Annotated in this window: 16 protein-coding genes; 10 read left to right on the top strand and 6 right to left on the bottom strand. The window is 73.4% G+C overall.

Translation table 11 applies throughout. From position 1 onward, the window contains the following. Positions 1 to 77: 77 nt before the first annotated feature. From FXF52_RS17000 to FXF52_RS16990, 3 genes are all read left to right on the top strand, one after another. The gene (locus tag FXF52_RS17000; RefSeq protein WP_255472038.1) at positions 78 to 2,483 is read left to right on the top strand and encodes an EAL domain-containing protein; all 2,406 of its coding nucleotides are present in this window, start codon (positions 78 to 80) and stop codon (positions 2,481 to 2,483) included. A gap of 104 nt (positions 2,484 to 2,587) precedes the next feature. Continuing rightward, a complete protein-coding gene (locus FXF52_RS16995) occupies positions 2,588 to 2,926 on the top strand; it encodes a helix-turn-helix transcriptional regulator (protein ID WP_148797880.1) in 339 nt (112 codons plus the stop codon). Next, positions 2,923 to 4,656 carry a SulP family inorganic anion transporter gene (locus FXF52_RS16990; RefSeq protein WP_370517997.1) on the top strand — a complete coding sequence of 578 codons (1,734 nt, stop codon included), beginning with the start codon at positions 2,923 to 2,925 and terminating at the stop codon, positions 4,654 to 4,656. Before FXF52_RS16995 ends, FXF52_RS16990 begins: the two co-directional genes overlap by 4 nt. Here the strand turns inward: FXF52_RS16990 and FXF52_RS16985 are convergent. Together FXF52_RS16985 and ilvD are read right to left on the bottom strand one after the other, a co-directional pair. After that, entirely contained in the window at positions 4,653 to 5,324 is a 672-nt protein-coding gene (locus FXF52_RS16985) for a hypothetical protein (protein ID WP_255472037.1), read from the bottom strand. The genes FXF52_RS16990 and FXF52_RS16985 overlap by 4 nt on opposite strands. A 128-nt stretch (positions 5,325 to 5,452) precedes the next feature. Beyond that, entirely contained in the window at positions 5,453 to 7,300 is a 1,848-nt protein-coding gene (gene ilvD, locus FXF52_RS16980; protein WP_148797879.1) for a dihydroxy-acid dehydratase, read from the bottom strand. A 111-nt stretch (positions 7,301 to 7,411) separates the two neighbouring features. Between ilvD and FXF52_RS16975 the strand changes: the two genes are divergently transcribed. From FXF52_RS16975 to serA, 5 genes are all read left to right on the top strand, one after another. Next, positions 7,412 to 9,862 (top strand): bifunctional diguanylate cyclase/phosphodiesterase, encoded by a 2,451-nt coding sequence (locus FXF52_RS16975; protein ID WP_148797878.1) that lies wholly within the window; start codon positions 7,412 to 7,414, stop codon positions 9,860 to 9,862. A 181-nt stretch (positions 9,863 to 10,043) separates the two neighbouring features. Continuing rightward, entirely contained in the window at positions 10,044 to 11,921 is a 1,878-nt protein-coding gene (locus FXF52_RS16970; RefSeq protein WP_148797877.1) for an acetolactate synthase large subunit, read from the top strand. Between the two features lie 2 nt (positions 11,922 to 11,923). Continuing rightward, entirely contained in the window at positions 11,924 to 12,439 is a 516-nt protein-coding gene (ilvN, locus tag FXF52_RS16965) for an acetolactate synthase small subunit (RefSeq protein ID WP_148797876.1), read from the top strand. 95 nt (positions 12,440 to 12,534) lie between these two features. After that, on the top strand, positions 12,535 to 13,548 hold the full coding sequence (ilvC, locus tag FXF52_RS16960; RefSeq protein WP_148797875.1) for a ketol-acid reductoisomerase: 1,014 nt from the start codon (positions 12,535 to 12,537) through the stop codon (positions 13,546 to 13,548). Between the two features lie 260 nt (positions 13,549 to 13,808). Continuing rightward, positions 13,809 to 15,407 carry a phosphoglycerate dehydrogenase gene (serA, locus tag FXF52_RS16955; protein ID WP_148797874.1) on the top strand — a complete coding sequence of 533 codons (1,599 nt, stop codon included), beginning with the start codon at positions 13,809 to 13,811 and terminating at the stop codon, positions 15,405 to 15,407. A 63-nt stretch (positions 15,408 to 15,470) separates the two neighbouring features. Here serA and FXF52_RS16950 read toward each other — a convergent pair whose 3' ends face one another. Both FXF52_RS16950 and FXF52_RS16945 read right to left on the bottom strand, forming a co-directional pair. Then, positions 15,471 to 15,827, bottom strand: coding sequence for a hypothetical protein (locus FXF52_RS16950; protein WP_187413541.1), 357 nt, complete (start codon positions 15,825 to 15,827; stop codon positions 15,471 to 15,473). Positions 15,828 to 16,166: 339 nt separating this feature from the next. Continuing rightward, on the bottom strand, positions 16,167 to 17,042 hold the full coding sequence (locus tag FXF52_RS16945) for an FAD:protein FMN transferase (RefSeq protein WP_148797872.1): 876 nt from the start codon (positions 17,040 to 17,042) through the stop codon (positions 16,167 to 16,169). A gap of 223 nt (positions 17,043 to 17,265) precedes the next feature. Between FXF52_RS16945 and FXF52_RS16940 the strand changes: the two genes are divergently transcribed. Continuing rightward, entirely contained in the window at positions 17,266 to 18,300 is a 1,035-nt protein-coding gene (locus FXF52_RS16940) for a 3-isopropylmalate dehydrogenase (RefSeq protein WP_148797871.1), read from the top strand. A gap of 202 nt (positions 18,301 to 18,502) precedes the next feature. Next, positions 18,503 to 19,600: a branched-chain amino acid aminotransferase gene (locus FXF52_RS16935; RefSeq protein ID WP_148797870.1), complete on the top strand. Its 1,098-nt coding sequence runs from the start codon at positions 18,503 to 18,505 to the stop codon at positions 19,598 to 19,600. 100 nt (positions 19,601 to 19,700) lie between these two features. Here FXF52_RS16935 and FXF52_RS16930 read toward each other — a convergent pair whose 3' ends face one another. Next, the gene (locus tag FXF52_RS16930; RefSeq protein WP_148797869.1) at positions 19,701 to 20,441 is read right to left on the bottom strand and encodes a tyrosine-protein phosphatase; all 741 of its coding nucleotides are present in this window, start codon (positions 20,439 to 20,441) and stop codon (positions 19,701 to 19,703) included. A gap of 72 nt (positions 20,442 to 20,513) precedes the next feature. After that, complete coding sequence (locus FXF52_RS16925; RefSeq protein WP_148797868.1) at positions 20,514 to 22,955, bottom strand: hypothetical protein; 2,442 nt, start codon at positions 22,953 to 22,955, stop codon at positions 20,514 to 20,516. Positions 22,956 to 23,177 lie beyond the last annotated feature (222 nt).

The raw sequence follows: 23,177 nt of genomic DNA, 5'->3' as shown, positions 1-23,177 counted from the left end.
GTGGCAACCCGCCATCAATGTGAGCCGCGTCACGTGCAGAGCGGCGTAACCAGCCGTGCCCGGGATCGTTTTTCGGCGTGGCCGAGCCGGTCCCGTCCGGCCTCGACCACGCCCGCCGCCACCGCCCACCGCTGACCCCGCACGTCCGCAACCGCACCGCCCCGTGCCCCCTCACGAAGGCGTCCGCCGTGCCCGTCACCCGCCCCGCCGCTGGTCACCGCCGACCAGCGCTCGCCGACCTCGTCGTGTCACTCGCCGGCGCGTTGTTCGTCCTCGCCGGAGCCACCGGCCTCGTCCCGGCCCTGTCCGGCGTGGCGCTCGCCGTCGCCGGCGGCTGCACGCTGGCCTGCGTCCGGCTCGCCCGGCTGGCCGGTACGCCGCCCGCACCGGCCGGACCGGACCGCCCGGTGTCCCCCGATCCGGCCCGCCCCGCCGGGGCGCCACCCGGGCGGCAGGCTCGGCGCGTCGCACTGTCCCGCCGGGTCGCCGCGACCCTGAACGCCGCCGTGCTGGCCGCCGGGCTGACCGTCGCCGTGCTGCCGCTCACCGACGCGGCACACCGGTTGCCGGTCGCGCTGGCCGGCCTCGCCGTCACCGCCCCGCTGTACGCCATGGCCCTGCTCCGGCTCCCCGGCCGCTCCCGGCTCTCCCACGCCGAGCGGCTCCGGCGGGCCGCCGACGTCGTCGGACTCGGCGTCAGCCTGGTCTTCGCGGGCTGGGTGCTGCTGCCGCCCGGGGAGGTGCCCTCGGTGGCGCGTACCGCGAGCGTCGCCGGCGCGACCGGGCTGGCGGTGCTGCTGGTGGCCGCGCTGGCGGAGTGGCGCCGCCGCCCGGGCGCGGCACGCTGCCTCGCCGGAGCGGCGGCCACCCTCGCCGGATTGGCCCTCCTGGTGGTGCTGCTCGCCTACCATGCACCGGACCGGGCCGTCCTGGCGGTCGCACCCCTGCTGCCGGTCGGCGCGCTGCTCACCGCCGGCGGTGCCCGGCGCAGCGCCGCCGGGGAGCGGCCCCGACCGGGCGGACTCCCGGTCGCCTGGCCGGAGCTGACCGCGCCGGCCGGCATCGCGGCCCTCGCCGCCGGCCATCACCTGTGGACGGTCGGCGAGTTCACCGGCACCGCGATCGCCCTGGGGCTGGCGGTCATCCCGCCGATGGTGCTCCGGGAACTGCTCGCCGCCGCCGACCAGCGACGGCGCGTCGCCCGGCTGGCCGCCCGCGAGGCGCGGCTGCGCGACCTCGTCGGCGACGATCAGCCGGCCGTCGCGACACCCGCCGTCGGCCCGGTCGACCGGGCCGGGCTGCTGCGCGGGCTCGCCGGGAGCAAGGGCGGCGCGCTGCTCGTGGTCGACCTGCACAGGGCGGTCGACGGCGGCGCCGTGGACCTGCCGGTGCTGGTCGAGGTCGCCCGCCGGATCCGGGCCGGTTGCGGCCGTGGTGACCTGGTGGCCCGCCTCGCCGACCACGAGTTCGCCGTGCTGACCGACGTCGGGCCGGTGCTCGCGTACGCGCTGGGCACCCGGCTGCTGGCCGCGTTGGTCGAGCCCTACCCGCAGGCGATCCGGATCCAGGTCAGCGTCGGGCTGGCCGAGACCACCGGCGGTGACCCGGAGGACGTGCTGCGCCAGGCCGACCTGGCCCGGCGACGCGCGGTGCAGCTCGGCCGCGACCGGGTCGAGTGGTACGACGCGTACCTCGAGGAGCAGCTGGTCCGCCGGCTGGACCTGGAACGGGAGCTGCCCGGCGCGGTCGCTCGGGGCGAGCTGGACCTGGTCTTCCAGCCGGTGCTGGCCCTGGCCGACCGGCAACCGGTGGGCACCGAGGCACTGCTGCGCTGGCGCAGCCCGGTGCTGGGCACTGTCCTGCCGGACGAGCTGCTGCCCGTCGCGGCGGATCTGGACCTGGTCGGCGAGGTGGGGCGGTGGGTGCTCGACCGGGCCAGCCGGCAACTCGCCGCCTGGTCGGACGGGGGTCGGGAGCTGTGGATGGCGGTGAACGTCACACCCCGCGAACTCGCCGCGCCGGACATCGTGGCCCGCGCCGCGACCGCCCTGGCCGCGTACGGCGTGCCGCCGGAGCGCCTCGTGGTGGAGGTGGCCGAGCCCGCGGTCGGCGCGGAGCTGTCCACCGTGGTGGCCCGGCTCGCCGGCCTGCGCTCTCTCGGGGTGCGGACCGCGCTGGACGACTTCCGGGCCGAGCACGCCTCCCTCACCCAGCTCCGTCGGCTGCCGCTCGACCTGCTCAAGGTCGGCCCGCACCTGGTCGGTCCGGCCGCCGACGGGCAGCGCCCGCTGATCGACGTGGTGGCCAGCCTGAGCGCCCGGCTGGGCCTGGAGGTGGTGGTCGAAGGGCTGGAGTCCGAGGCTCAGGTGGCCGGGGCCCGCCGCGCCGGTTGCCGCTACGGGCAGGGCTTCGTCCTCGCCCGCCCGGCCACCGCCGAGCGCGTGGAGGCGTGGTTCGAGGAGTTCCCCTCCGCCCCCCGCTGATCGCTCGGTTCGCGAAGTGCGCTGCTGCTGATGATGTTGCGGCGGCGGCGCGTTGAAGATTTCTGCAAGTGCTAAAGTCTTCAGGGCTTGTGGGGAGGATCTTCATGTCGGTGCCGCTGTACCAGGCGAAGGCGGAACTGTTCCGCACCCTCGGGCATCCGGTCCGCATCCGGGTGCTCGAACTGCTCCAGGACGGGCCGAAGCCGGTCCGTCACCTGCTCGCGGCCATCGACGTCGAGGCGTCCAACCTCTCCCAGCAACTCGCCGTGCTGCGCCGGGCCGGCATGGTCACCTCCTACCGGGACGGGCCGCTGGTCATGTACTCCCTCAGCACTCCCGACGTGGCCGACCTGCTGGCTGCCGGTCGGCGGATCCTCGGCGCGGTCCTCACCGACCGGGACGCCCTCCTCGACGAGCTGCGCGCCTCTGCGAACGACCGGTGAACGGGGCGGCACTGGGCCCGGACACCACCGCGGCCGCCGGTGACGCCGGCCCCGGCGTGCGGCGGGCCGCCCGCCGGGTCGCGGCCCAGCTGCTCGGGCTGCTGCCCGGCCGGGCCGACTGGGCGGCCGTACGCCGCTCACCCCGCCGCGACCTGCTCGCCGGGCTGACCGTCGCCGTGGTGGCGCTGCCGCTGGCCCTCGCGTTCGGTGTCACCTCCGGCCTGGGCGCGCAGGCCGGGCTGGTCACCGCGGTGGTCGCCGGGGCGGTGGCCGCCGTGTTCGGCGGGTCCAACCTCCAGGTCTCCGGCCCCACCGGCGCGATGACCGTCGTGCTGGTGCCGGTGGTGCAGCGCTTCGGCGCCGCCGGGGTGCTCATGGTCGGCGCGATGGCCGGGCTCGTGCTGATCGCCCTCGCCCTCGCCCGGCTCGGTCGGTACGTCCGCTACCTGCCGACCCCGGTGATCGAGGGCTTCACCGCCGGCATCGCCGTGGTCATCGCGCTCCAGCAGGTGCCCGCCGCGCTCGGGATCACCGACGCCCACGGCGACAAGGTCTGGGCGGTGGCCGCGGACGCCGTCGCCCGGTTCGTCACACACCCCCGTCCGGCGGCCGTGGCCGTGGCCCTCGGCGTCGCGGCGCTCATGCTGCTCGGCTCGCGGTGGCGGCCCGGGCTACCGTTCTCGCTGCTCGGGGTCGGCGCGGCGACGGTCCTCGCCGAGTTCGCCCCGGTCGACCTGGTCCGGATCGGCACCCTGCCGCAGCACCTGCCCGCGCCCTCGCTGGACTTCCTCGACCTCGGCGCGATCGGTGTGCTGCTGCCCAGCGCACTCGCGGTCGCCGCGCTCGCCGCGCTGGAGAGCCTGCTCTCGGCCACCGTCGCCGACGGGATGACCGTCGGCCAGCGGCACGACCCGGACCGGGAACTCTTCGGGCAGGGCCTGGCCAATCTGGCGTCGCCGCTGTTCGGCGGCATCCCGGCCACCGCCGCCATCGCCCGGACCGCGGTGAACGTCCGCGCCGGTGCGGCCTCCAAGCTGGCGGCGCTGACCCACGCGGTCGCCCTCGCGGCGATCGTGCTGGCCGCCGCCCCGCTGGTCGGTCGGATCCCGCTGGCCGCCCTGGCCGGCGTGCTGCTGGCCACCACCGTCCGGATGGTCGAGGCCGGCTCGCTCCGGGCGATCGCCCGGGCCACCCGCGGCGACGCCTTGGTGCTCGTACTGACATTCGCCGTCACCGTGATCTGGGACCTGGTCACCGCGGTGGCGGTGGGCCTCGCCGTGGCGGTCGTGATCGCCCTGCGTGCGGTGGCGCGCAGCGCCCGGCTGGAGCAGGTCCCGCTCGACCCGAGCGAGCACAGCGCCGAGGAACACGCCCTGCTGGCCGAGCACATCGTGGCCTACCGGCTGGACGGGCCGCTCTTCTTCGCCGCCGCGCACACGTTCCTGCTCGAACTCTCCGACGTCGCCGACGTGCGGGTGGTCATCCTGCGGATGTCCCGGGTGTCCACCATGGACGCCACCGGCGCGCAGGTGCTCGGCGACGCCATCGATCGGCTCCGGGCACGCGGGATCGTGGTGCTGCTCTCCGGCATCACCCCGGGCCACGACCAGGTCCTGGATGCCCTGGGCGTGGCCGACGAGCTGCGCCGCGCGGGCCTGGTCTTCCCGGACACCCCGGCCGCCATCCGGCACGCCCGCGCGGTCGCCCTCGCGCCGGCGGCTCGTCCTTAACTCGGCAGCGCGCCCAGGCCGGCGAGCAGTTCCCCCCGCTCGTCCTCGGTGAGCACCGCGTACGCGGGCGCGTCGCGGCGGTCGGTCTCGGCCTCGATCGCCTGCCGCTCGGGGCCGTCGGGCAGCGCCTTGATCTGCTCGGCGGTCAGCCCCGCGGCCCGCCACGCCGCCCGGTGCGCGTCAGCCCGGTGGTGGCGCAGCGAGCCCAGCCGGGTGGTGAGCAGCAGCGCCGGCGAGGCGTCGTCCGGCTCGTACGGCGGGGTCATGGCGCGGAACGCCGGCCCGCCGGTGGCCAGCCCGTGCGCCAGCACCCGGCCGACCAGCTCGGCCAGCCGGGGCACCGAGGCCAGGCCGGGCAGCATCGGCGGCCCGGAGGACCACAGCTCCTCGGCGGCCTCGGCGGTCGCCCGCTGCGCGTACAGCGCCAGCTCCCGGCCCAGCTCGGTGAGGTGCCAGGTGCCCTCGGCGTCCACCTTCAGCACACCCTGGGCCAGCTCGGCGTCCATGCTGCCGGAGCTGTAGACCAGCCCGTCGGCGAGGGCGTCGGCCGGCATCGGCCGGGCCAGCAACCCGGAGTAGAAGCTGTTCTCCGCGCCGAGGTCCGCGCCCCGCTCCGCGTAGAACGCCTCCATCCGAGCCCGGGCCGCCCAGCGGGCACCCACGTACACCCGGTCCGATGACCGGCCGGATCCGTCGCGCGTAGCTCATGGTCGTCTCCACGACGCGCGACCCTACCGGGAAAGGGCGTGCGGAAGGGGCCCCTGTAACGCGACAGGCGCTGACAGGGGCCCTCCGTTCACTCCGGCACGCGGCGGTAGGCGCCGTCGCTGGCCGAGGTGGCCATCGAGGCGTACGCGCGCAGCGCCGCGGACACCGGCCGCTGCCGGTCGGCCGGGGTGTACGGGCGGTCCCGCTTCTCCTCGGCGACCCGGCGGGCCTGGAGCACGTCGTCGGGCACGTTGAGCTGGATCGACCGGGCCGGGATGTCGATGACGATCTCGTCGCCCTCCCGCACCAACGCGATCAGCCCACCGGAGGCCGCCTCGGGTGAGACGTGGCCGATTGACAGGCCGGAGGTGCCGCCGGAGAACCGCCCGTCGGTGAGCAGCGCGCAGGAGCGGCCCAGCCCACGGCCCTTGAGGAACGAGGTGGGGTAGAGCATCTCCTGCATGCCCGGGCCGCCCTTGGGGCCCTCGTACCGGATCACCACCACGTCCCCGGCGGCGACCGACTTGTTGAGGATGCCCTCGACGGCGGCCTCCTGGCTCTCGAAGACCCGGGCCGGTCCGCGGAAGGTCAGGCACTCCTCGGGCACCCCGGCGGTCTTCACCACGCAGCCGTCCGGCGCCAGGTTGCCGTGCAGGATGGCCAGCCCGCCATCGGCGCTGTACGCGTGCTCCCGGTCCCGCACGCAGCCGCCGGCCGCGTCGGTGTCCAGCGACGACCAGCGGTTGGTGGTGGAAAACGGCTCGGTGGTACGCACCCCGCCGGGGGCGGCGTGGAACAGCTCGACCGCCGCGGGGGTGGCCGAGCCGCCCCGCACGTCCCAGTCGGCCAGCCACTGCTCGAGGCTGGGGGAGTGCACCGCGTGCACCTCCCGGTGGAGCAGGCCGGCCCGGTCCAGCTCGCCGAGGATGGCCGGGATGCCGCCGGCCCGGTGCACGTCCTCCATGTGGTACTGCGGCGAGTTCGGTGCGACCTTCGCCAGGCAGGGCACCCGGCGGGAGATGGCGTCGATGTCGGCCACACTGAAGTCCAGCTCCGCCTCGCGGGCGGCGGCGAGCAGGTGCAGCACGGTGTTGGTCGAGCCGCCCATGGCCACGTCGAGCGCGACGGCGTTCTCGAAGGCGGCCCGGTTGGCGATCGACCGGGGCAGCACCGAAGCGTCGTCCTGGTCGTACCAGCGCTTGGCGATGTCCACCACCGTGCGGCCGGCCTCGACGAACAGCGACCGGCGCGCGGCGTGGGTGGCCAGGGTCGACCCGTTGCCGGGCAGCGCCAGGCCGATCGCCTCGGTGAGGCAGTTCATCGAGTTGGCGGTGAACATGCCGGAGCAGGAGCCGCAGGTCGGGCAGGCCGACCGCTCGATCTGGCCGAGCTGGTCCTCGGTGACCGACTCGTTGGACGCGGCGATCATCGCGTCGATGAGGTCGATCTTGGAGTGGACCACCCCCTCGATCGCCACCGTCTTGCCGGCCTCCATCGGGCCGCCGGAGACGAAGACGGTCGGGATGTTGAGCCGCAGCGCGGCCAGCAGCATGCCTGGCGTGATCTTGTCGCAGTTGGAGATGCAGACCAGGGCGTCCGCGCAGTGCGCGTTGACCATGTACTCCACCGCGTCGGCGATCAACTCCCGGCTGGGCAGCGAGTAGAGCATGCCGCCGTGGCCCATGGCGATGCCGTCGTCCACGGCGATGGTGTTGAACTCCCGGCCCACCCCGCCGGCCTCGGCCACCGCGTCGGCGACCAGGCCGCCGAGGTCCTTGAGGTGTACGTGACCGGGGACGAACTGGGTGAAACTGTTGGCGATGGCGACGATCGGCTTGCCGAAGTCGTCGTCGGTCATCCCGGTGGCCCGCCACAGGGCCCGGGCGCCGGCCATCGTCCGACCGTGGGTGGAGGTCCTCGACCGCAGTTCAGGCATGACTACCAGTCTGACACCGCCGCCGCGGCACCCCCGGGCCGCGCGCGCCGTGTCCCAACAGATGCACACCCAGTGCCCCACGGGGTGCTCACATCCGGCACAGTTGAGGTCGTGCAGTCGTCCCCGGGGATGGTCACCGTCGCGGCGCTGAGCGGGCTCGCCGCCGCCGCCGGCACCGCGCTGCTCGCCGGGTCGGCCCGCCGCCGGGTCGGGCCCCACCGGCAGGCCCACCTGCTGCTCGCCGCGGCCGCCGGCATCGCCCTGCTCACCCTCTTCGTCGGCGTGGCCGCCGCGCTGGTCGCGACCCCGCACTGGGCCCACGAGCAGGGACAGCGCACCGGCTGGGCGACCCTGGTCTCGGTGGGCACCACGCTCAGCGCGCTCACCCTCGGCGCCGCGCTGCTCCGGCTGCCCGGCGCCGCCACCCGCGCCGCGACCGCCCGGCTGCTGCTCGACGGCCTGATCATGGCGACCGCGCTCTGGTTCGTCGGCTGGGTGCTGTTCAGCGCGCCGACCCGGCTGCTCGGCACGGCCACCCCGGTGGCCTGCGTACCCATCGTGCTGGCCACGGCGAGCGCGGCGCTCACCGCCGGGCTGACCCTCATCGTGGTGCTGCGGGCCGCGCCGCCGCGCGGCCGGCTCGCGCTGCTCGGCGCCGGGCTGGCCGGGATGACCGGCGGCGGGCTGGGCCTCTCCGCCGGGCTCTGCCAGGGCGGCCCGGTGATGGCGCACACCGGCGCCGCGGTGCTGGCCGCGGGCCTGCTGGCCATCGCCCTGGCCGTGCACCGGGTCGACCTGCCTGGGCAGGTGAACGTCGACCTGATCCGCCGAGACGGCGAGTACGCCTTCGTGCCGATGTTCGCGATGGCCGCCTCGGCCATGTACCACCTGGTCCAGGGCGGCGGGTTCGACGCGTTCGGCATCGTCGCCGGCAGCGTCGAGGGCTTCGCCCTGGTGACCCGGCAATATCTCGCCCTCAACGACGTGCGCAACTACGCCGGCCGGCTGGCCGAGCGGGAGGCCCACTTCCGTGAGCTGGCGCACACCGACCCGCTCACCGGCCTGGCCAACCGGCGCGGCCTGCTGCGGGCGCTGCACCGCTGCACCGAGGCCCGGGTCCCCTGCGTGCTGCTCGGCCTAGACCTGGACGGCTTCAAGAACGTCAACGACATGCGTGGGCACGACGTCGGCGACGCCGTGCTGGCCGAGGTCGGTCGGCGGCTGCGCGGCAACCTGCGCCCGGGCGACCTGGCCGCCCGGCTCGGCGGCGACGAGTTCGCGGTGCTGATGCACGGCGCGAGCGACGCCGGGCCGGTCGCCGAACGACTGCTCGGGGTGCTCGGCCGCCCGTACGAGGAGGCGGATGGGCCGGTCTTCCTGTCGGTCAGCATCGGCGTGGCCCGCGGCAGTGGGGAGACCGACGTCGAGCTGCTGCTGCGCAACGCCGACCTGGCGCTGCGCTACGCCAAGCAGCGGGGCAAGAACCGGGTCGAGCGCTACGACGCCACCTACGACCAGCTGCTGCGCCGGCGCACCATGCTGGAGCACGAGCTGCGCGGCGCGATCGAGCGCGACGAGCTGCGGTTGGCGTTCCAGCCGGTGGCCTCGCTGCCGTCGGTGCGTCCGGTGGGCGCCGAGGCGCTGCTCCGCTGGCACCACCCCGAGCTGGGCAACGTCCGCCCGGACGAGTTCATCCCGCTGGCCGAGGAGTGCGGGATGATCTCGAAGCTGGGCGCCTGGGTGCTGCACCAGGCGTGCTACCAGCTCTCCCGGTGGCTGGCCGACGGGCACGACGTGTGGGTCTCGGTCAACGTGTCGCCGCGTGAGCTGCACGCTCCGGAGTACGTGGTCCAGGTCGCCGACGCGCTGCGCGCCCACCACGTACCGCCGCAGCGGCTGGTGCTGGAGGTCACCGAGCACGCGGTCGCCACCGACCTTGACGAGCTGATCCGCCGGCTGGCCGCGCTGCGGCTCACCGGCGTACGGATCGCGCTCGACGACTTCGGCGCCGGCTACTCCTCCCTGGGCCAGCTGCGCCGGCTCCCGATCGACATCCTCAAGATCGACCACAGCCTGGTCGCCGAGCACGAGCCGGTCCGGCCGGTCGGCCGGGACGGGCCAGCGTTCGCCCCGATGGTGGACATCGTCATGCGCCTAGGGCACCAGCTCGGCATGGAGGTGATCGCCGAGGGCGTGACCAACCGCACGGAACTGGCCGCGGTGGTCGCCGCCGGCTGCCGGTTCGGGCAGGGCGCGCTCTTCGGCTGGGGGGTGCCGGCCGAGCACCTGGAGGCGATGCTGGAGGCGGCCACCTCGCCCGGCGCCCGACCCACCTCGGTGCCGCCGGCCACGTCGCCCGCGCCGGCCCGTCCCAACCCCTCCCCGCTGCTGCCCCGACTCCGGTCGGATCCACCCGCGTCGGTTCCCGCCCCACGTCCCTCGAACGAGGGATCTGCGCAGGTCGCACCGGCTGCCGAGGGTGCGTCGAGGCCCGACACGCCGAGGTCCGTTAACCAAAATGTGGGATCAGTTGACTCATCGCGTGAGATGCGTCAGGCTTAGCCACATGTCGTCGAACTGGTCGCTGCGAGTACTTACCTGAGCGCACTCTCCCTGACCGAGAGTGCGCTGGCCCCGTGCATCTGCACGTGGGCCGTTTTTGTTGCCGTCGGACCATCAGCGGGACGCCCGCGTCCCATTCTGAGAAGCGCATCACCCACTCCAGCCGAAGGCTTGAACCGCCATGACGAGACCCACGCCCGAGACCCTCGCCCACTCCGTCCGGCGAGCCCGACCGGCCACCGAGCCGGCCGGTGACGCCGACCACGCCTCCACCCCCCGCAACGGCTCCGCCCCGGCCGTACGGCAGCCCGCCCCGGCGCAGGTCTCCGGCGCCGGATCGCTGGTGCGGTCGCTCGAGGCGCTCGGCGTCGACGTCGTCTTCGGCATTCCGGGCGGCGCCATCCTGCCGGCGTACGACCCGCTCTACGACTCCACGGTCCGGCACATCCTGGTCCGACACGAGCAGGGCGCCGGTCACGCCGCCACCGGATACGCCCAGGCGACCGGCAAGGTCGGTGTCTGCATGGCGACCTCCGGCCCGGGCGCGACCAACCTGGTCACCCCGATCGCCGACGCGTACATGGACTCGGTGCCGATGGTGGCGATCACCGGCCAGGTCGCCCGGCCGGCGATCGGCACGGACGCCTTCCAGGAGGCGGACATCCAGGGCATCACGCTGCCGATCACCAAGCACAACTTCCTGGTGCAGACCGCCGACGAGATTCCGCAGGTGCTGGCCGAGGCGTTCCACCTGGCCGCGACCGGCCGGCCCGGCCCGGTCCTGGTAGACATCCCCAAGGACGTCCTCCAGGCGCCGACCACCTTCTCCTGGCCGCCCACCCTCGACCTGCCCGGCTACCGACCCACCCTGCACCCGCACGGCAAGCAGATCCGCGAGGCGGCCCGGCTGATGACCAGCGCCCGCCGCCCGGTGCTGTACGTCGGCGGCGGCGTGCTCAAGGCCGGCGCCACCGAGGGGCTGCGCCGGCTGGCCGAGCTGACCGGCATCCCGGTGGTCACCACCCTGATGGCGCTCGGCGCGTTCCCCGACTCGCACCGGCAGCACCTGGGCATGCCCGGCATGCACGGCACCGTCGCGGCGGTCTACGGCCTGCAGAAGGCCGACCTGATCGTGGCGCTCGGGGCCCGCTTCGATGACCGGGTGACCGGCCGGCTGGACTCGTTCGCGCCGGACGCCGCCGTGGTGCACGCCGACATCGACCCGGCCGAGATCGGCAAGAACCGGCACGCGGACGTGCCGATCGTCGGCGACGCCCGGCACGTGATCGACGAGCTGATCGCCGCGGTCACCACCGAGCAGGCGGGCCGGCCGGCGGCCGACCTCGGCGACTGGTGGCACCAGCTCGACGACCTGCGCCGGCGCTACCCGCTGGGATACGAGGAGCCGGGCGACGGGACGCTCTCCCCGCAGTACGTGATCAAGCGGCTGGGCGAGATCGCCGGCCCGGACACCGTCTACGTGGCAGGCGTCGGCCAGCACCAGATGTGGGCCAGCCAGTTCATCTCGTACGAGAAGCCGTACACCTGGCTCAACTCCGGCGGCGCCGGCACCATGGGATACGCCGTCCCGGCGGCGATGGGCGCCAAGGTCGGCAGGCCGGACACCACGGTCTGGGCGGTGGACGGCGACGGCTGCTTCCAGATGACCAACCAGGAGCTGGCCACCTGCGCGCTGGAGGGCATCCCGATCAAGGTGGCCGTGATCAACAACGGCAACCTGGGCATGGTCCGGCAGTGGCAGACCCTGTTCTACGGGGAGCGCTACTCCAACACCGAGCTGGGCACCCACAAGCACCGCATCCCGGACTTCGTCAAGCTCGCCGAGGCGCTCGGCTGCGTCGGCCTGCGCTGCGAGAGCGCCGCCGACGTGGACAAGGTCATCGAGGCGGCCATGGCGATCAACGACGCGCCGGTGGTCATCGACTTCGTGGTCGGCAAGGACGCCATGGTCTGGCCGATGGTCGCCGCCGGCACCAGCAACGACGAGATCATGTTCGCCCGGGGCGTCCGCCCCGCCTTCGACGAGGACGAGATGTAGTCATGACGATGCACACGCTGTCCGTCCTGGTGGAGAACAAGCCGGGTGTCCTGGCCCGGGTCTCCGGCCTGTTCTCCCGGCGCGGCTTCAACATCGACAGCCTCGCCGTGGGGGAGACCGAGAATCCGGACGTCTCCCGGATCACCATCGTGGTCAACGCCGAGTCCTCTCCGCTGGAGCAGGTGACCAAGCAGCTCAACAAGCTGGTCAACGTACTCAAGATCGTTGAGCTGGACCCGCAGGTCTCGGTGGCCCGGGAGCTGCTGCTGGTCAAGGTCCGCGCCGACCGCAACGCCCGCGGCCAGGTGCTCGAGACGGTGAGCCTGTTCCGGGCGCGGGTGGTCGACGTCGCCCCGGACACGCTGACCATCGAGGCGACCGGCACCCCGGACAAGCTCGACGCGCTGCTGCGCGACCTCGAACCCTTCGGCATCAAGGAGATGGTGCAGTCCGGCACGGTGGCGATCGGGCGCGGCTCGCGCTCCATCACCGCCGGGCCCGCGCTGCGCGCCGCCTGACCACCACCCGGGCGGCGCGGGGTCCGCGCCGCCCGGACCCGCACCGCACAGATTCACGACGGGCCGCCGGGCACCGCCGTAGGAAAGGGAAGTCAATGAGCGTTGAGGTGTACTACGACGACGACGCCGACCTGGGTCTGATCCAGGGCCGCAAGGTCGCCGTGATCGGTTACGGCAGCCAGGGCCACGCCCACGCGCTGTCGCTGCGCGACTCCGGCGTCGACGTGGTGATCGGCCTGCCCGCCGGCTCGAAGAGCCGGCCCAAGGCCGAGGAGCAGGGCCTGCGCGTGCTCACGCCGGCCGAGGCGGCGGCCGAGGCCGACGTGATCATGATCCTGGCGCCGGACACCGCCCAGCGCGGCCTGTACGCCGAGTCCATCGCGCCCAACCTGGCCCCGGGCAAGGCGCTCTTCTTCGGCCACGGCTTCAACATCCGCTACGGCCTGATCAAGCCCCCGGCCGACGTGGACGTGGCGATGGTCGCCCCGAAGGGCCCGGGTCACCTGGTCCGCCGCCAGTACGTCGACGGCAAGGGCGTGCCCTGCCTGGTCGCCGTCGAGCAGGACGCCAGCGGCAACGCGTTCGGCCTGGCGCTGGCGTACGCCAAGGCGATCGGCGGCACCCGGGCCGGCGCGATCAAGACCACCTTCACCGAGGAGACGGAGACCGACCTGTTCGGCGAGCAGGCGGTGCTCTGCGGCGGCGCCGCGGCGCTGGTGCAGACCGGCTTCGAGGTGCTCACCGAGGCCGGGTACGCCCCCGAGGTGGCCTACTTCGAGTGCCTGCACGAGCTGAAGCTCATCGTCGACCTGATGTACGAGGGCGGCATCGCCCGGATGCGCTACAGCATCTCGGACACCGCCGAGTACGGCGATCTCTCCCGCGGCCCCCGGGTCATCGACTCCCGGGCCAAGGAGGAGATGCGCAAGATCCTCGGCGAGATCCAGTCCGGCGAGTTCGCCCGCGAGTGGGTGGCCGAGGACGAGGCCGGCCGGCCCAACTTCAGCAAGTGGCGGGCCGAGGGCGCGGCGCACCCGATCGAGGAGACCGGGCAGAAGCTGCGCGCCATGATGAGCTGGGTCGACCGGCCCATCACCGAGACCGCCTGACCCCGGGTCAGGCCGCTGAGAACGCGGCCCGGGGCCCGACGCTCTCCCCGGCGTCGGGCCCCGGGCCGCGCGCGCCTCGCGCACGACAAGCCTGTGTGAGGGCACTCACCCCGCACTCCGGAACATGCCGGCCGGGGTGCGTCCTACGATCGCTGATAGGTGCGTAGCCGGCACCGAACGGCCCTGGCACAGATCAGCACCGGGCGCAGCGCGGCGCCCGTCGCCCCAGGCCGACCGCATACGAGCGTCTACGAGGACCGATGAATCCTGTCGTACTGATCGCCGAAGAACTCGCCCCTGCCGCCATCGAGGTGCTCGCGCACGACTTCGACGTGCGCCACGTCGACGGCACCGACCGTCCGGCCCTGCTGTCCGCGCTCTCCGAGGCCGACGCGGTGATCGTACGCAGCGCCACCCAGATCGACGCCGAGGCGATCGCCGCCGCGCCGCGCCTGAAGGTGGTCGCCCGGGCCGGCGTCGGCCTGGACAACGTCGAGGTGCCGGCCGCCACCGCCCGGGGCGTCATGGTCGTCAACGCGCCCACCTCCAACATCGTCTCCGCTGCCGAGCAGGCCGTCGCGCTGCTGCTCGCGGTGGCGCGCAACACCGCCAGCGCCAGCGCCGCGCTCAAGGCCGGCGAGTGGAAGCGGTCCAAGTACACCGGTGTGGAGATCCAGGGCAAGACCGTCGGCGTGGTCGGCCTCGGCCGCATCGGCGTGCTCTTCGCGCAGCGAATCGCCGCTTTCGGCACCCGGCTGATCGCGTACGACCCGTACATCCAGCCGGCCCGCGCCGCGCAGCTCGGCGTCCGCCTGGTCGGGCTGGAGGAGCTGCTGCGGGAGAGCGACTTCATCTCGATCCACCTGCCGAAGACCCCGGAGACCGTGGGCCTGATCGGCGAGAAGGAGCTGGCGATCGTTAAGCCGGGCGTGCGGATCGTCAACGCCGCCCGGGGCGGCCTGGTCGACGAGCAGGCCCTGGCGGACGCGATCGCCGAGGGCCGGGTCGGCGGTGCCGGCATCGACGTGTACGCCAAGGAGCCCTGCACCTCCTCGCCGCTGTTCGCCTTCGACAACGTGGTGGCCACCCCGCACCTGGGCGCCTCCACCCACGAGGCGCAGGACAAGGCCGGCCTGGCCGTGGCCAAGAGCGTGAAGCTGGCGCTGCAGGGCGAGTTCGTGCCGGACGCGGTGAACGTGCAGGCCGGCGGCGTGGTCGCCGAGGACGTCCGCCCGCTGCTGCCGCTGGCCGAGAAGCTGGGCCGAGCCTTCACCGCGGTGGCCGGCGGGGTGGCCGCCAGCGTCACCGTCGAGGTGCGTGGCGAGATCGTCACCCACGACGTGTCGGTGCTCAAGCTCGCCGCCACCAAGGGGCTGTTCAGCTCGGTGGTGGAGGAGCAGGTCACCTACGTCAACGCGCCGCACCTGGCCGCCGAGCGCGGGGTCGAGGTGGCCCTGACCACGCAGGCCGAGACGAGCGACCACGCCAACCTGGTGACCGTACGCGGCGCGCTGCCGGACGGTCGGACGGTCAGCGTCTCGGGCACGGTGACCCAGGCCGGGGCTCGGGACGTCCTCAAGCTGACCGAGGTGGACGGTTTCGACGTCGAGATCGGCGCGGAGGGCATCCTGGTCTTCCTGCGCTACGTCGACCGGCCCGGCGTGGTCGGCACCGTCGGCACCCTGCTCGGCGAGGCCGGCGTCAACATCGCCGCCATGCAGGTCGCCCGCCGGGAGGCCGGCGGCGAGACGCTGATGACGCTCACCGTCGACCAGGCGCTCGGCGCGGACCTGCTGAGCTCGGCCGCCGACTCGATCGGTGCGGTCGCGGCCAGCGCGGCCGACCTGCGCGACGAGTAGTCCACACACGACGAACCGGGGGCTCGGCCGCACGGCCGGGCCCCTCGTCGTACCCAGGCGGGATCAGCGGGTGACGCGCGTGGGTGGTGGGTAGACCGTGCCGTCCTGGGCGTCGTAGAGCATCAGATCGTGCTCGCCGGCCAGCCGCTCGATGTCGAGCAGCACCTGGTCCTCGCAGGTGGCGAAGAGGCTCATCGCCACGTGGTCGGCGGCCGCGTGCAGCGGGGCGACCTCCCAGGGCGTACCCGGGCGGGCCGGGCGGTCGGGATAGGCGGCCGTGATGGCCCGGTAGAAACCGACCACCCTCGGGTCGGGGTGACGCTCGCCGTGCCGCCCTTCGCGGCACCGCTGCACCGCGGCCCGTACGTCGTCGGGCGTGGCTCCGGCCGGCAGGGCCCACACGCTCAGATCGAAACTCACGGCGGACAGCGTGCCATCCCCGGCCCGCGCCGTCACGCCTGCCCCGCCGCAGGCCAGTGTGCGCGGGCCGGCGCGACGGTCCGCTGTGGAGACTCTTGCGTTGAGTTACGTCGATTCGCTAGCGTACCGGTGCGGTCACTGGCTGAGTTGCGACTCCGGCCCGTCTTCGGGTGGCGCGGTCGGTCGTCCGGCCCAATCAGGTCCCGCACCCCCCGATTGCGCGAGCCACGCGCATTCATCGCTGACCGGCCCCCACGGTCGTTGCCGAGACCGTGGGGGCCGATCGCGTACCGGGTCGTGGCGGCGAGGGCGAGCGGCGGGTGCCGAAGGTTGCCGTGCTCAGCGCCGGCGGTGGGTGAAGAGCGCCCGGTAGTCCGAGCCGTTGCGGAACCAGGCCAGCCCGGCCGGGCCGGCGGCGTAGAGGGCAGTGGCGTAGGCGTCGGCCACCGCGAGGTCCGGTCCCACCACCGTGGCGGAGACGAACTGGTCGGCCGGCTCGCCGGTGTGCGGGTCCACCACGTGCCCCCGGCGCCCGGACACCCCGGAGGTGCCCACCGCACCGGCCGTCATCTCCAGCGTCAGCGGCGCCTGGTGCGCGTCCGTGGGATGGTGCACGGCCACCCGCCACGGGCCGCCGTGCGCGGCGTGTCCGCGTACGGTGAGGTCGGCGCCGCAGAGCACGGCGTAGTCGTGGACGCCGGCGGCGCGCAGCCGGGCCGCGGCCCGCTCCACCGCCCAGCCGTTGAGCAGGCCGCCCGGGTCGAAGCCGCCCGGCACCGCCCAGGCGTCGAACCAGCCGTCGGTCGCCGCCCGCATCGCGGCGCAGCGGTTCACCAGGTCCGCCAGCGGGGGGTACGACTCGGGGCTGATCTCGTCCCGCCGCAGCTTCGACACCAGGCTGTCCGGCTGGTTCGGCCCGTATGTGAGGTCGACGGCGCGCAGTTCGGCGACCGCGTCCCGCAGCGCCTCGCCGACGCCCCGGCGGCCCAGCCACTCGGGCGCGTTCAACAGCAGGGAGTATTCAGCGGTGGAGGTGCGCACGGTGTGTGTGACGCTGATCCGGTCGACCGCGGTGCCGCCGGCCCGGTCCAACCGGTGGCTGCGCGAGCCGAGGCGCAGGTCGGGGCGGCGGCTGCGGAAGGCGGACTGGTCGATCCACCGGGTCCGGGGCTGCTCGTCGGCCCACCGGGCCCGTCGCTGCTCGTCGATCCGCATCGCATCCGCTCCCTCCCTGACGACGCCGCAACGTCGCGGCGAAGCCGGTCCCGGGCCCCGTCCGACCCGAACGTCTCCGACCCTAGGCAGCGGAGATGACTGCACCATGAATGCCACCTGGGAGACTCCTGAGCATCTGGATATCCCGAATGTTGGAAGGCGCGTACCGGGAACCGGGACGACCACGTACCGTTGCGGGGAACGACGAGATGAGGAGTGCGTGGTGGCACGGATCGCGGTGGTGGCCGGGGACGGGATCGGACCCGAGGTGGTCGGGCAGGCCCGCAAGGTCATCGACGCCGTGCTCCCCGGCGTGGTGGAGGCCACCGAGTACGACCTCGGCGCCGCCCGCTACCACCGCACCGGCGAGGTGCTGCCCGACTCGGTCCTCGACGAGCTGGCCGGGCACGACGCGATCCTGCTCGGCGCGGTCGGCGACCCCACCGTGCCGCCGGGCGTGCTGGAGCGCGGCCTGCTGCTCAAGCTCCGCTTCGCCTTCGACCAGTACGTCAACCTGCGCCCCGCGCGGCTCTGGCCGGGCGTGCCCGGCCCGCTGGCCGCCGTCAAGCCCGGCGAGGTCGACCTGGTCGTGGTCCGCGAGGGGACCGAGGGCCTCTACGCCGGCGCCGGCGGTTCGCTGCACCGGGACACCCCGGCCGAGGTGGCCACCGAGGAGAGCCTCAACACCCGGCACGGCGTCGAGCGGGTGATCCGCGACGCCTTTGCCCGGGCCCGCCGCCGGGAGCGCCGGAAGGTCACCCTCGTGCACAAGACCAACGTGCTGACCCACGCCGGCTCGCTGTGGGCGCGCACCTTCGAGGCCGTCGCCGCCGAGCACCCCGACGTGGCCACCGAATACCAGCACGTCGACGCCGCCGCGATGTTCCTGGTGACCAACCCGCAGCGGTACGACGTGGTGGTCACCGACAACCTGTTCGGCGACATCCTCACCGACATCGCCGCGGCCGTGACCGGCGGCATCGGCCTGGCGGCCAGCGGCTGCATCAACCCTGAGGGGCGCTACCCCTCGATGTTCGAGCCGGTGCACGGCTCCGCGCCGGACATCGCCGGCCGCGGCGTCGCCGACCCGGTCGCCGCGGTGCTCTCCGCCGCGCTGCTGCTCGACCAGCTGGGGCACGCCGACGCCGCCGAGCGGGTCACCGCCGCGGTCGGCACCGAGCTGGCCAGCCGTACGCCGGGTGCGTCGCTGCGCACCGAGGAGGTCGGCGACCGGCTCGCCGGCTACGCCGTAGCCTGACCAGGGCCGTCACCGCGGCCCGGAGGCGGGCCGCCAGACCCGCACCCGGGCCCGCTCCGCCCGACCTCCCGGGTCGCCATCCGGTGCGCTCGATGTGTCGGTCCGGAGCTATCCGCTGAACGACCGTTCGGGGTAAGTTTCTGGCACCAATGACGTCGGCGTGCGATAGCGCATGCCGTGGACCCGCAGGGAGGTCAGCGCGATGAGTGGTGGTGACAAGCTCGATTTCGAGATCCGTCCGAATCCCGCGCCGGTATCCGCCGCCGACCGGGCCGCCCTGCTGGCGAACCCCGGGTTCGGCCGGGTGTTCACCGACCACATGGTGACCATCCGGTACGCCGACGGCAAGGGCTGGTACGACGCCCGGGTGGAGGCGCGGGCGCCGATCCCGATGGACCCGGCCGCGGCCGTCCTGCACTACGCGCAGGAGATCTTCGAGGGGCTGAAGGCGTACCGGGGCGCGGACGGGTCGGTGACGCTGTTCCGCCCGGACGCGAACGCGCTCCGCTTCGCGGACTCCGCCCGGCGGCTGGCGATGCCCGAGCTGTCGACGGAGACCTTCGTCGAGTCGCTGCGGCGGCTGGTCGAGATCGACCGGGAGTGGATCCCCGAGGACGAGGACAGCAGCCTCTACCTGCGGCCATTCATGTTCGCCAGCGAGGTGTTCCTCGGCGTCCGCCCGGCCAACGAGTACCTCTACTGCGTGATCGCCTCGCCGGCCGGGGCGTACTTCGCGAGTGGGGTCAAGCCGGTCACCGTCTGGGTCTCCCCGGACTACACCCGGGCGGCACCCGGCGGCACCGGCGCGGCCAAGTGCGGCGGCAACTACGCCGCCTCGCTGGCCGCCCAGGCCGAGGCGATCGAGGCGGGCTGCGACCAGGTGGTCTTCCTGGACGCGGTGGAGCGGCGCTTCGTCGACGAACTCGGCGGCATGAACGTGTTCTTCGTCTACGACGACGACACCCTGGTCACCCCGCCGCTGACCGGCACCATCCTGCCGGGCATCACCCGGGACGCCATCCTCACCCTGGCCGCCGAGTCCGGGCACCGGGTCGAGGAGCGGCCGGTCAGCTTCGCCGACTGGCAGGCGGACGCGGCCAGCGGCCGGCTGCGCGAGGTCTTCGCCTGCGGCACCGCCGCGGTGATCACCCCGATCGGCGGGGTCCGCTTCCCCGACGGCGAGTTCCTCATCGGCGGTGGGGAGCCGGGTCGCTCCACGATGGCGCTGCGGCAGCGGCTGTCCGACATCCAGCGCGGCCGCGCTGACGACCGGCACGGCTGGGTGCAGCGGGTGCTCTGACCGCGCCCCGGCACACCGGGCCCGAGTCGTTGATCAAGAAGTTCGCGTCTGCGCGACACCAGAACCAGACGCGAACTTCTTGATCGACGCGGGGTGGGGGTTAGTCGAGGAGATGGGCGCGGAGGGCGGCCAGCTGGGCGTCGGTCACGCCGGCGTGGCGTAGGTAGCCCTCCACCGAGCCGTGCCCGGCGCGCAGCTCGGTGAGGAAGATGGTCATCGCCTCGGCAGGGGAGGCGAGGAACGGCCGCGGCAGCTCTGCCTCCGCCGGGGTGGTGGCCGCGACCCAGGCGCTGAACCGCGCCGACGCCTCGGTGCTCAGCGCGTAGTCGGCGGCGATATCCTCGTCGGCCACGCCGAGCACCGAGAGGGTGAGCGCGCAGACGATCCCGGTCCGGTCCTTGCCGGCGACACAGTGCACCACCACCGGCGCGTTGGCGCTGTCCGCGATCAGACCGACCGCCTCGGCCAGGCCTGCCGTCCCCGTCTCGGCCAGGGCCGCGTAGCGGTCGGCGAGCCAGCGCGGCAGGCTCTCCTGCGGGTCGTACCGGATGTCGGCCCAGCTCTGGTGCTCCGGGTGGATGTGCCGGTAGGTCAGCCCGTCGTACGCGGGCACCCGGCCGTCCCGGGCCACCTCCTCGGGGCGGCGCAGGTCGATGACGGTGCGGATGCCGAGGGCGGTGAACGCCGCCTGGTCGGTCTGGTCGATCCGGTGCAGCGAGTCGGAGCGGTAGAGCCGGCCCCGGCGCACGGTCCGTCCGTCGTGGCCGGTCAGGCCACCGACGTCGCGGAAGTTGAACAGGGTGGAGAAGGGGTTTCTGGGATTGACCTCAGTGACGTCCACCCCTGACACGGTAACGGGCGCGGCTGGCGCTGTGGATGGCCTCCCGAGCGCCAGCCGCCGCGCGACGCGAGGTCAGAGATTGACGCACTGCCCCTGCGCGGGGCCGGCCACCGTGTTCGGCTGACCGTCGTCCTGTGGTGCCGGCTCGTTGTCGAGGCAGCGCAGCGGGCCCTCGATCACGTTGCCTGCCAGTACGGACGACCCCCGTCCGTGCACAACCGTGACGGGCCCGGTCACCGAGGAGTTGATCAGGCTGAATTCGCCGCTGGTGCCATTGGCGGAGAGCGGCCCGCTCACCGCACTGTCCCGTACGGCCACCCGGGCGGCCTGCTCGGCCCGGATCGGCCCGTCGACCGCGCTGTCCTGGACCACCAGCGCGGCGCTGGCGCCCACCGAGACCTGTCCGGTCACGGTGGCGTCCCGCAGGCAGGTCGTGCCCGTCGTAACGTCGAGCTGGCCCGCGTACCCGCCGCTGATCACGCGGCTGCACACGGCGGGGAGCGCGAAGTTCCACCGGTACAGACGGGACACCCTGCCGTAGTAGAGGTTGCCGTCCCCGCCCTTGGTGAGGAAGGCCACCCGGCCGCTGGCCAGCTCGACGACATCCCAGGTCGTCGGGTCGATCCGCCAGAGGCTGTCGGAGACCGATGCGTAGAAGAAGCCATCGTCGCCGGCGACCAGACCTCGCTCGTTGCCGTACATCGTCGGCTCTTTCGGAAAGAGCTGTTCGGACCTGGTCACCGTGCGGGTCGCCGGGTCGAAGGTGAACAGCGTGCCGTCGGATAGGCCCCAGATGATGCCGGCCGCGTCGACGACCAGAGCGTTCAACGCCGAGCCACCGGGCGCGGGAACCACGCGCTTGACCACCTGCCGGGTCCGCGGATCGAACACGAACAGTTCGGCCTCGGTGGCGGTCGGCTCGATGCCGTACCCGCCGTTGATGGAGGTGCCGCCGTAGAGCAACCCGTCGTGCTCGACCAGGCTCACCACGCTCTGCTGCGGCACGACGTCCCGGTACGTCTGCACGGCACCGGTCGACGGCGTCCAGAAGCTCAGCGCGCCGCCGAGGCGACCCGCGCGGGGGATGCTGCCGACGGCCACTGTCTCACCCAGGTCCACGAAGGCCTGCGCCCGTTGCTGCTCGTCGCCGAGGACGGCCCTGGGAGCGGGGTTGGAGCCGTACGCCCACGGCCGGGTGGTGTCGAAGGACAGCAGGTTGCCGTCCGGGTAGCGGCCGTAGAGCAGGTGGTCGCCGCGGATCCCGAAGCCCTCCACCTGCCCCGCGCCGGCCAACAGGGACATGGCGTCGTGGGCCGGGTCGAAGCGTGCCATGCCGGGCGGAGAGAGAAACCCGCCGACGTACACCGATCCGTCCGGTCCGGTCCCCATGGCCTGGATCGGGTTGGGGGCGCCCTCCAGGTCCTGCTCGCCGATGTACCGAGTAGCCCGCGTCTGCGGGTTCCACAGATAGATGCGGCCGTAGTAGTAGGTCATCGACAGGGTCGGTCCGGGCCACGTCGGGTCGGCCAGGTCGACCCACTCCCAACTCCCCGGCAGCGCGTTCGGCTTCCAGCCGACCGCGGCGTAGGTGTGCGTGTGGAGGTCGTACTGGACGACGCCCTCGGCCACCATCCGGAAGTAGACGTACCGCCCCGTCGGATCGGGCTCGGACACCATCCGGCCGGAGATCGCGGGGACGATGTTCACGACGGTGCCGTCGCTGAGCCGGTACACGAGAAGGTCGCTGGAGTGGTCCAGTCGGGCGAACAGGTAGCCCCCGGCGAGGGTCAGGTCGTAGACGGCTTCCTCGTCCGCGTACTGGGCGGGCAGCGTGATCGGCTGCACCGCCCCGGTGACCCGATCGAAACGGGCGAGCTTCGCGTTCGGCTTGGTGCCGAAGTAGACGTAGCGGTCGTCCACCGCCAACGCCTGGCCGTAGGTTTCGCCCGGGATGATCTGACCGTGGTCGGTGAACCGCTTCGTCGCCGGATCGTAGGAGAAGAGCTTTCCGCTCGGGTACGTCCCGCCGTAGATCACGCCGTCCGGCGCCGCGGCCATCCGCCATATCTGCTCGTCCGGAAACGGCACGCCGAGTGCGGTGACCGAGGTGTCTCCGGGTGACCAGGTGTATACGGCGCCGTCGGTCATGCCGAAGTAGACGGCGCGCTGTGGCTTGGCGAAGGTGACCGCCCAGCTACCGGTGCCGGAGGGCAGCCGTTCGCCGAAGACGACCTTCCCCGACCTGATGTCGGTGACCTGGAACATCGCCGTGACCTCGCTGTTGCCGGCGGTCACCCAGTAGGCCTGCGGCCGCCCCTGCTGGTCGACGCCCTGCGCCTGGTACTGCGAGAGCACCCGGGAGTTGATCGCGTGGCCGAGGTCCTGCTCCGCCCCGCTGATCAGTGCGGGAGTGGGCGGTGGAGCGGCGTGCACCGGGGCGGAGGCGATGAGCGTGCCGGCCAGCAGTGCCCAGGCGGTGAGTAAGGAGAGTGCCCCCGGTGTTGTCCGTTTCATTGGCTTCCTCACTGGCCGAGAGGGGTGCGCACTGTTGCGGATGGGCCCGTAACCTGCCCCGAAGCCCGCCGGACCAAGGCCTGTGCATCGGGGCGTGCCGCTAATCGGCGTAGCGTAACTTACGGTCCAGGCCGATACCAGGCTCTCTGTGGAGGGTATCTGGTCGAGGCAGGCCTCCGATGGCCTCGGACATGGCAACGGCCGGTGGGGCGGTGCCCACCG

The organism is Micromonospora sp. MP36 (assembly GCF_008119785.1).
In the GTDB taxonomy this organism is placed as follows: Bacteria; Actinomycetota; Actinomycetes; order Mycobacteriales; family Micromonosporaceae; genus Micromonospora.
Note: the sequence above shows the minus strand (reverse complement) of the source record. Positions and strands in the feature narration are given on the sequence as shown.

Bases quoted from the DNA above. Each gene is read 5' to 3' on its own strand.
- FXF52_RS16995 (WP_148797880.1), top strand. From the start codon at position 2,588: ATGTCGGTGCCGCTGTACCAGGCGAAGGCGGAACTGTTCCGCACCCTC.
- ilvD (WP_148797879.1), bottom strand. From the start codon at position 7,300: ATGCCTGAACTGCGGTCGAGGACCTCCACCCACGGTCGGACGATGGCC.
- FXF52_RS16970 (WP_148797877.1), top strand. From the start codon at position 10,044: ATGACGAGACCCACGCCCGAGACCCTCGCCCACTCCGTCCGGCGAGCC.
- ilvN (WP_148797876.1), top strand. From the start codon at position 11,924: ATGACGATGCACACGCTGTCCGTCCTGGTGGAGAACAAGCCGGGTGTC.
- ilvC (WP_148797875.1), top strand. From the start codon at position 12,535: ATGAGCGTTGAGGTGTACTACGACGACGACGCCGACCTGGGTCTGATC.
- serA (WP_148797874.1), top strand. From the start codon at position 13,809: ATGAATCCTGTCGTACTGATCGCCGAAGAACTCGCCCCTGCCGCCATC.
- FXF52_RS16945 (WP_148797872.1), bottom strand. From the start codon at position 17,042: ATGCGGATCGACGAGCAGCGACGGGCCCGGTGGGCCGACGAGCAGCCC.
- FXF52_RS16935 (WP_148797870.1), top strand. From the start codon at position 18,503: ATGAGTGGTGGTGACAAGCTCGATTTCGAGATCCGTCCGAATCCCGCG.
- FXF52_RS16925 (WP_148797868.1), bottom strand. From the start codon at position 22,955: ATGAAACGGACAACACCGGGGGCACTCTCCTTACTCACCGCCTGGGCA.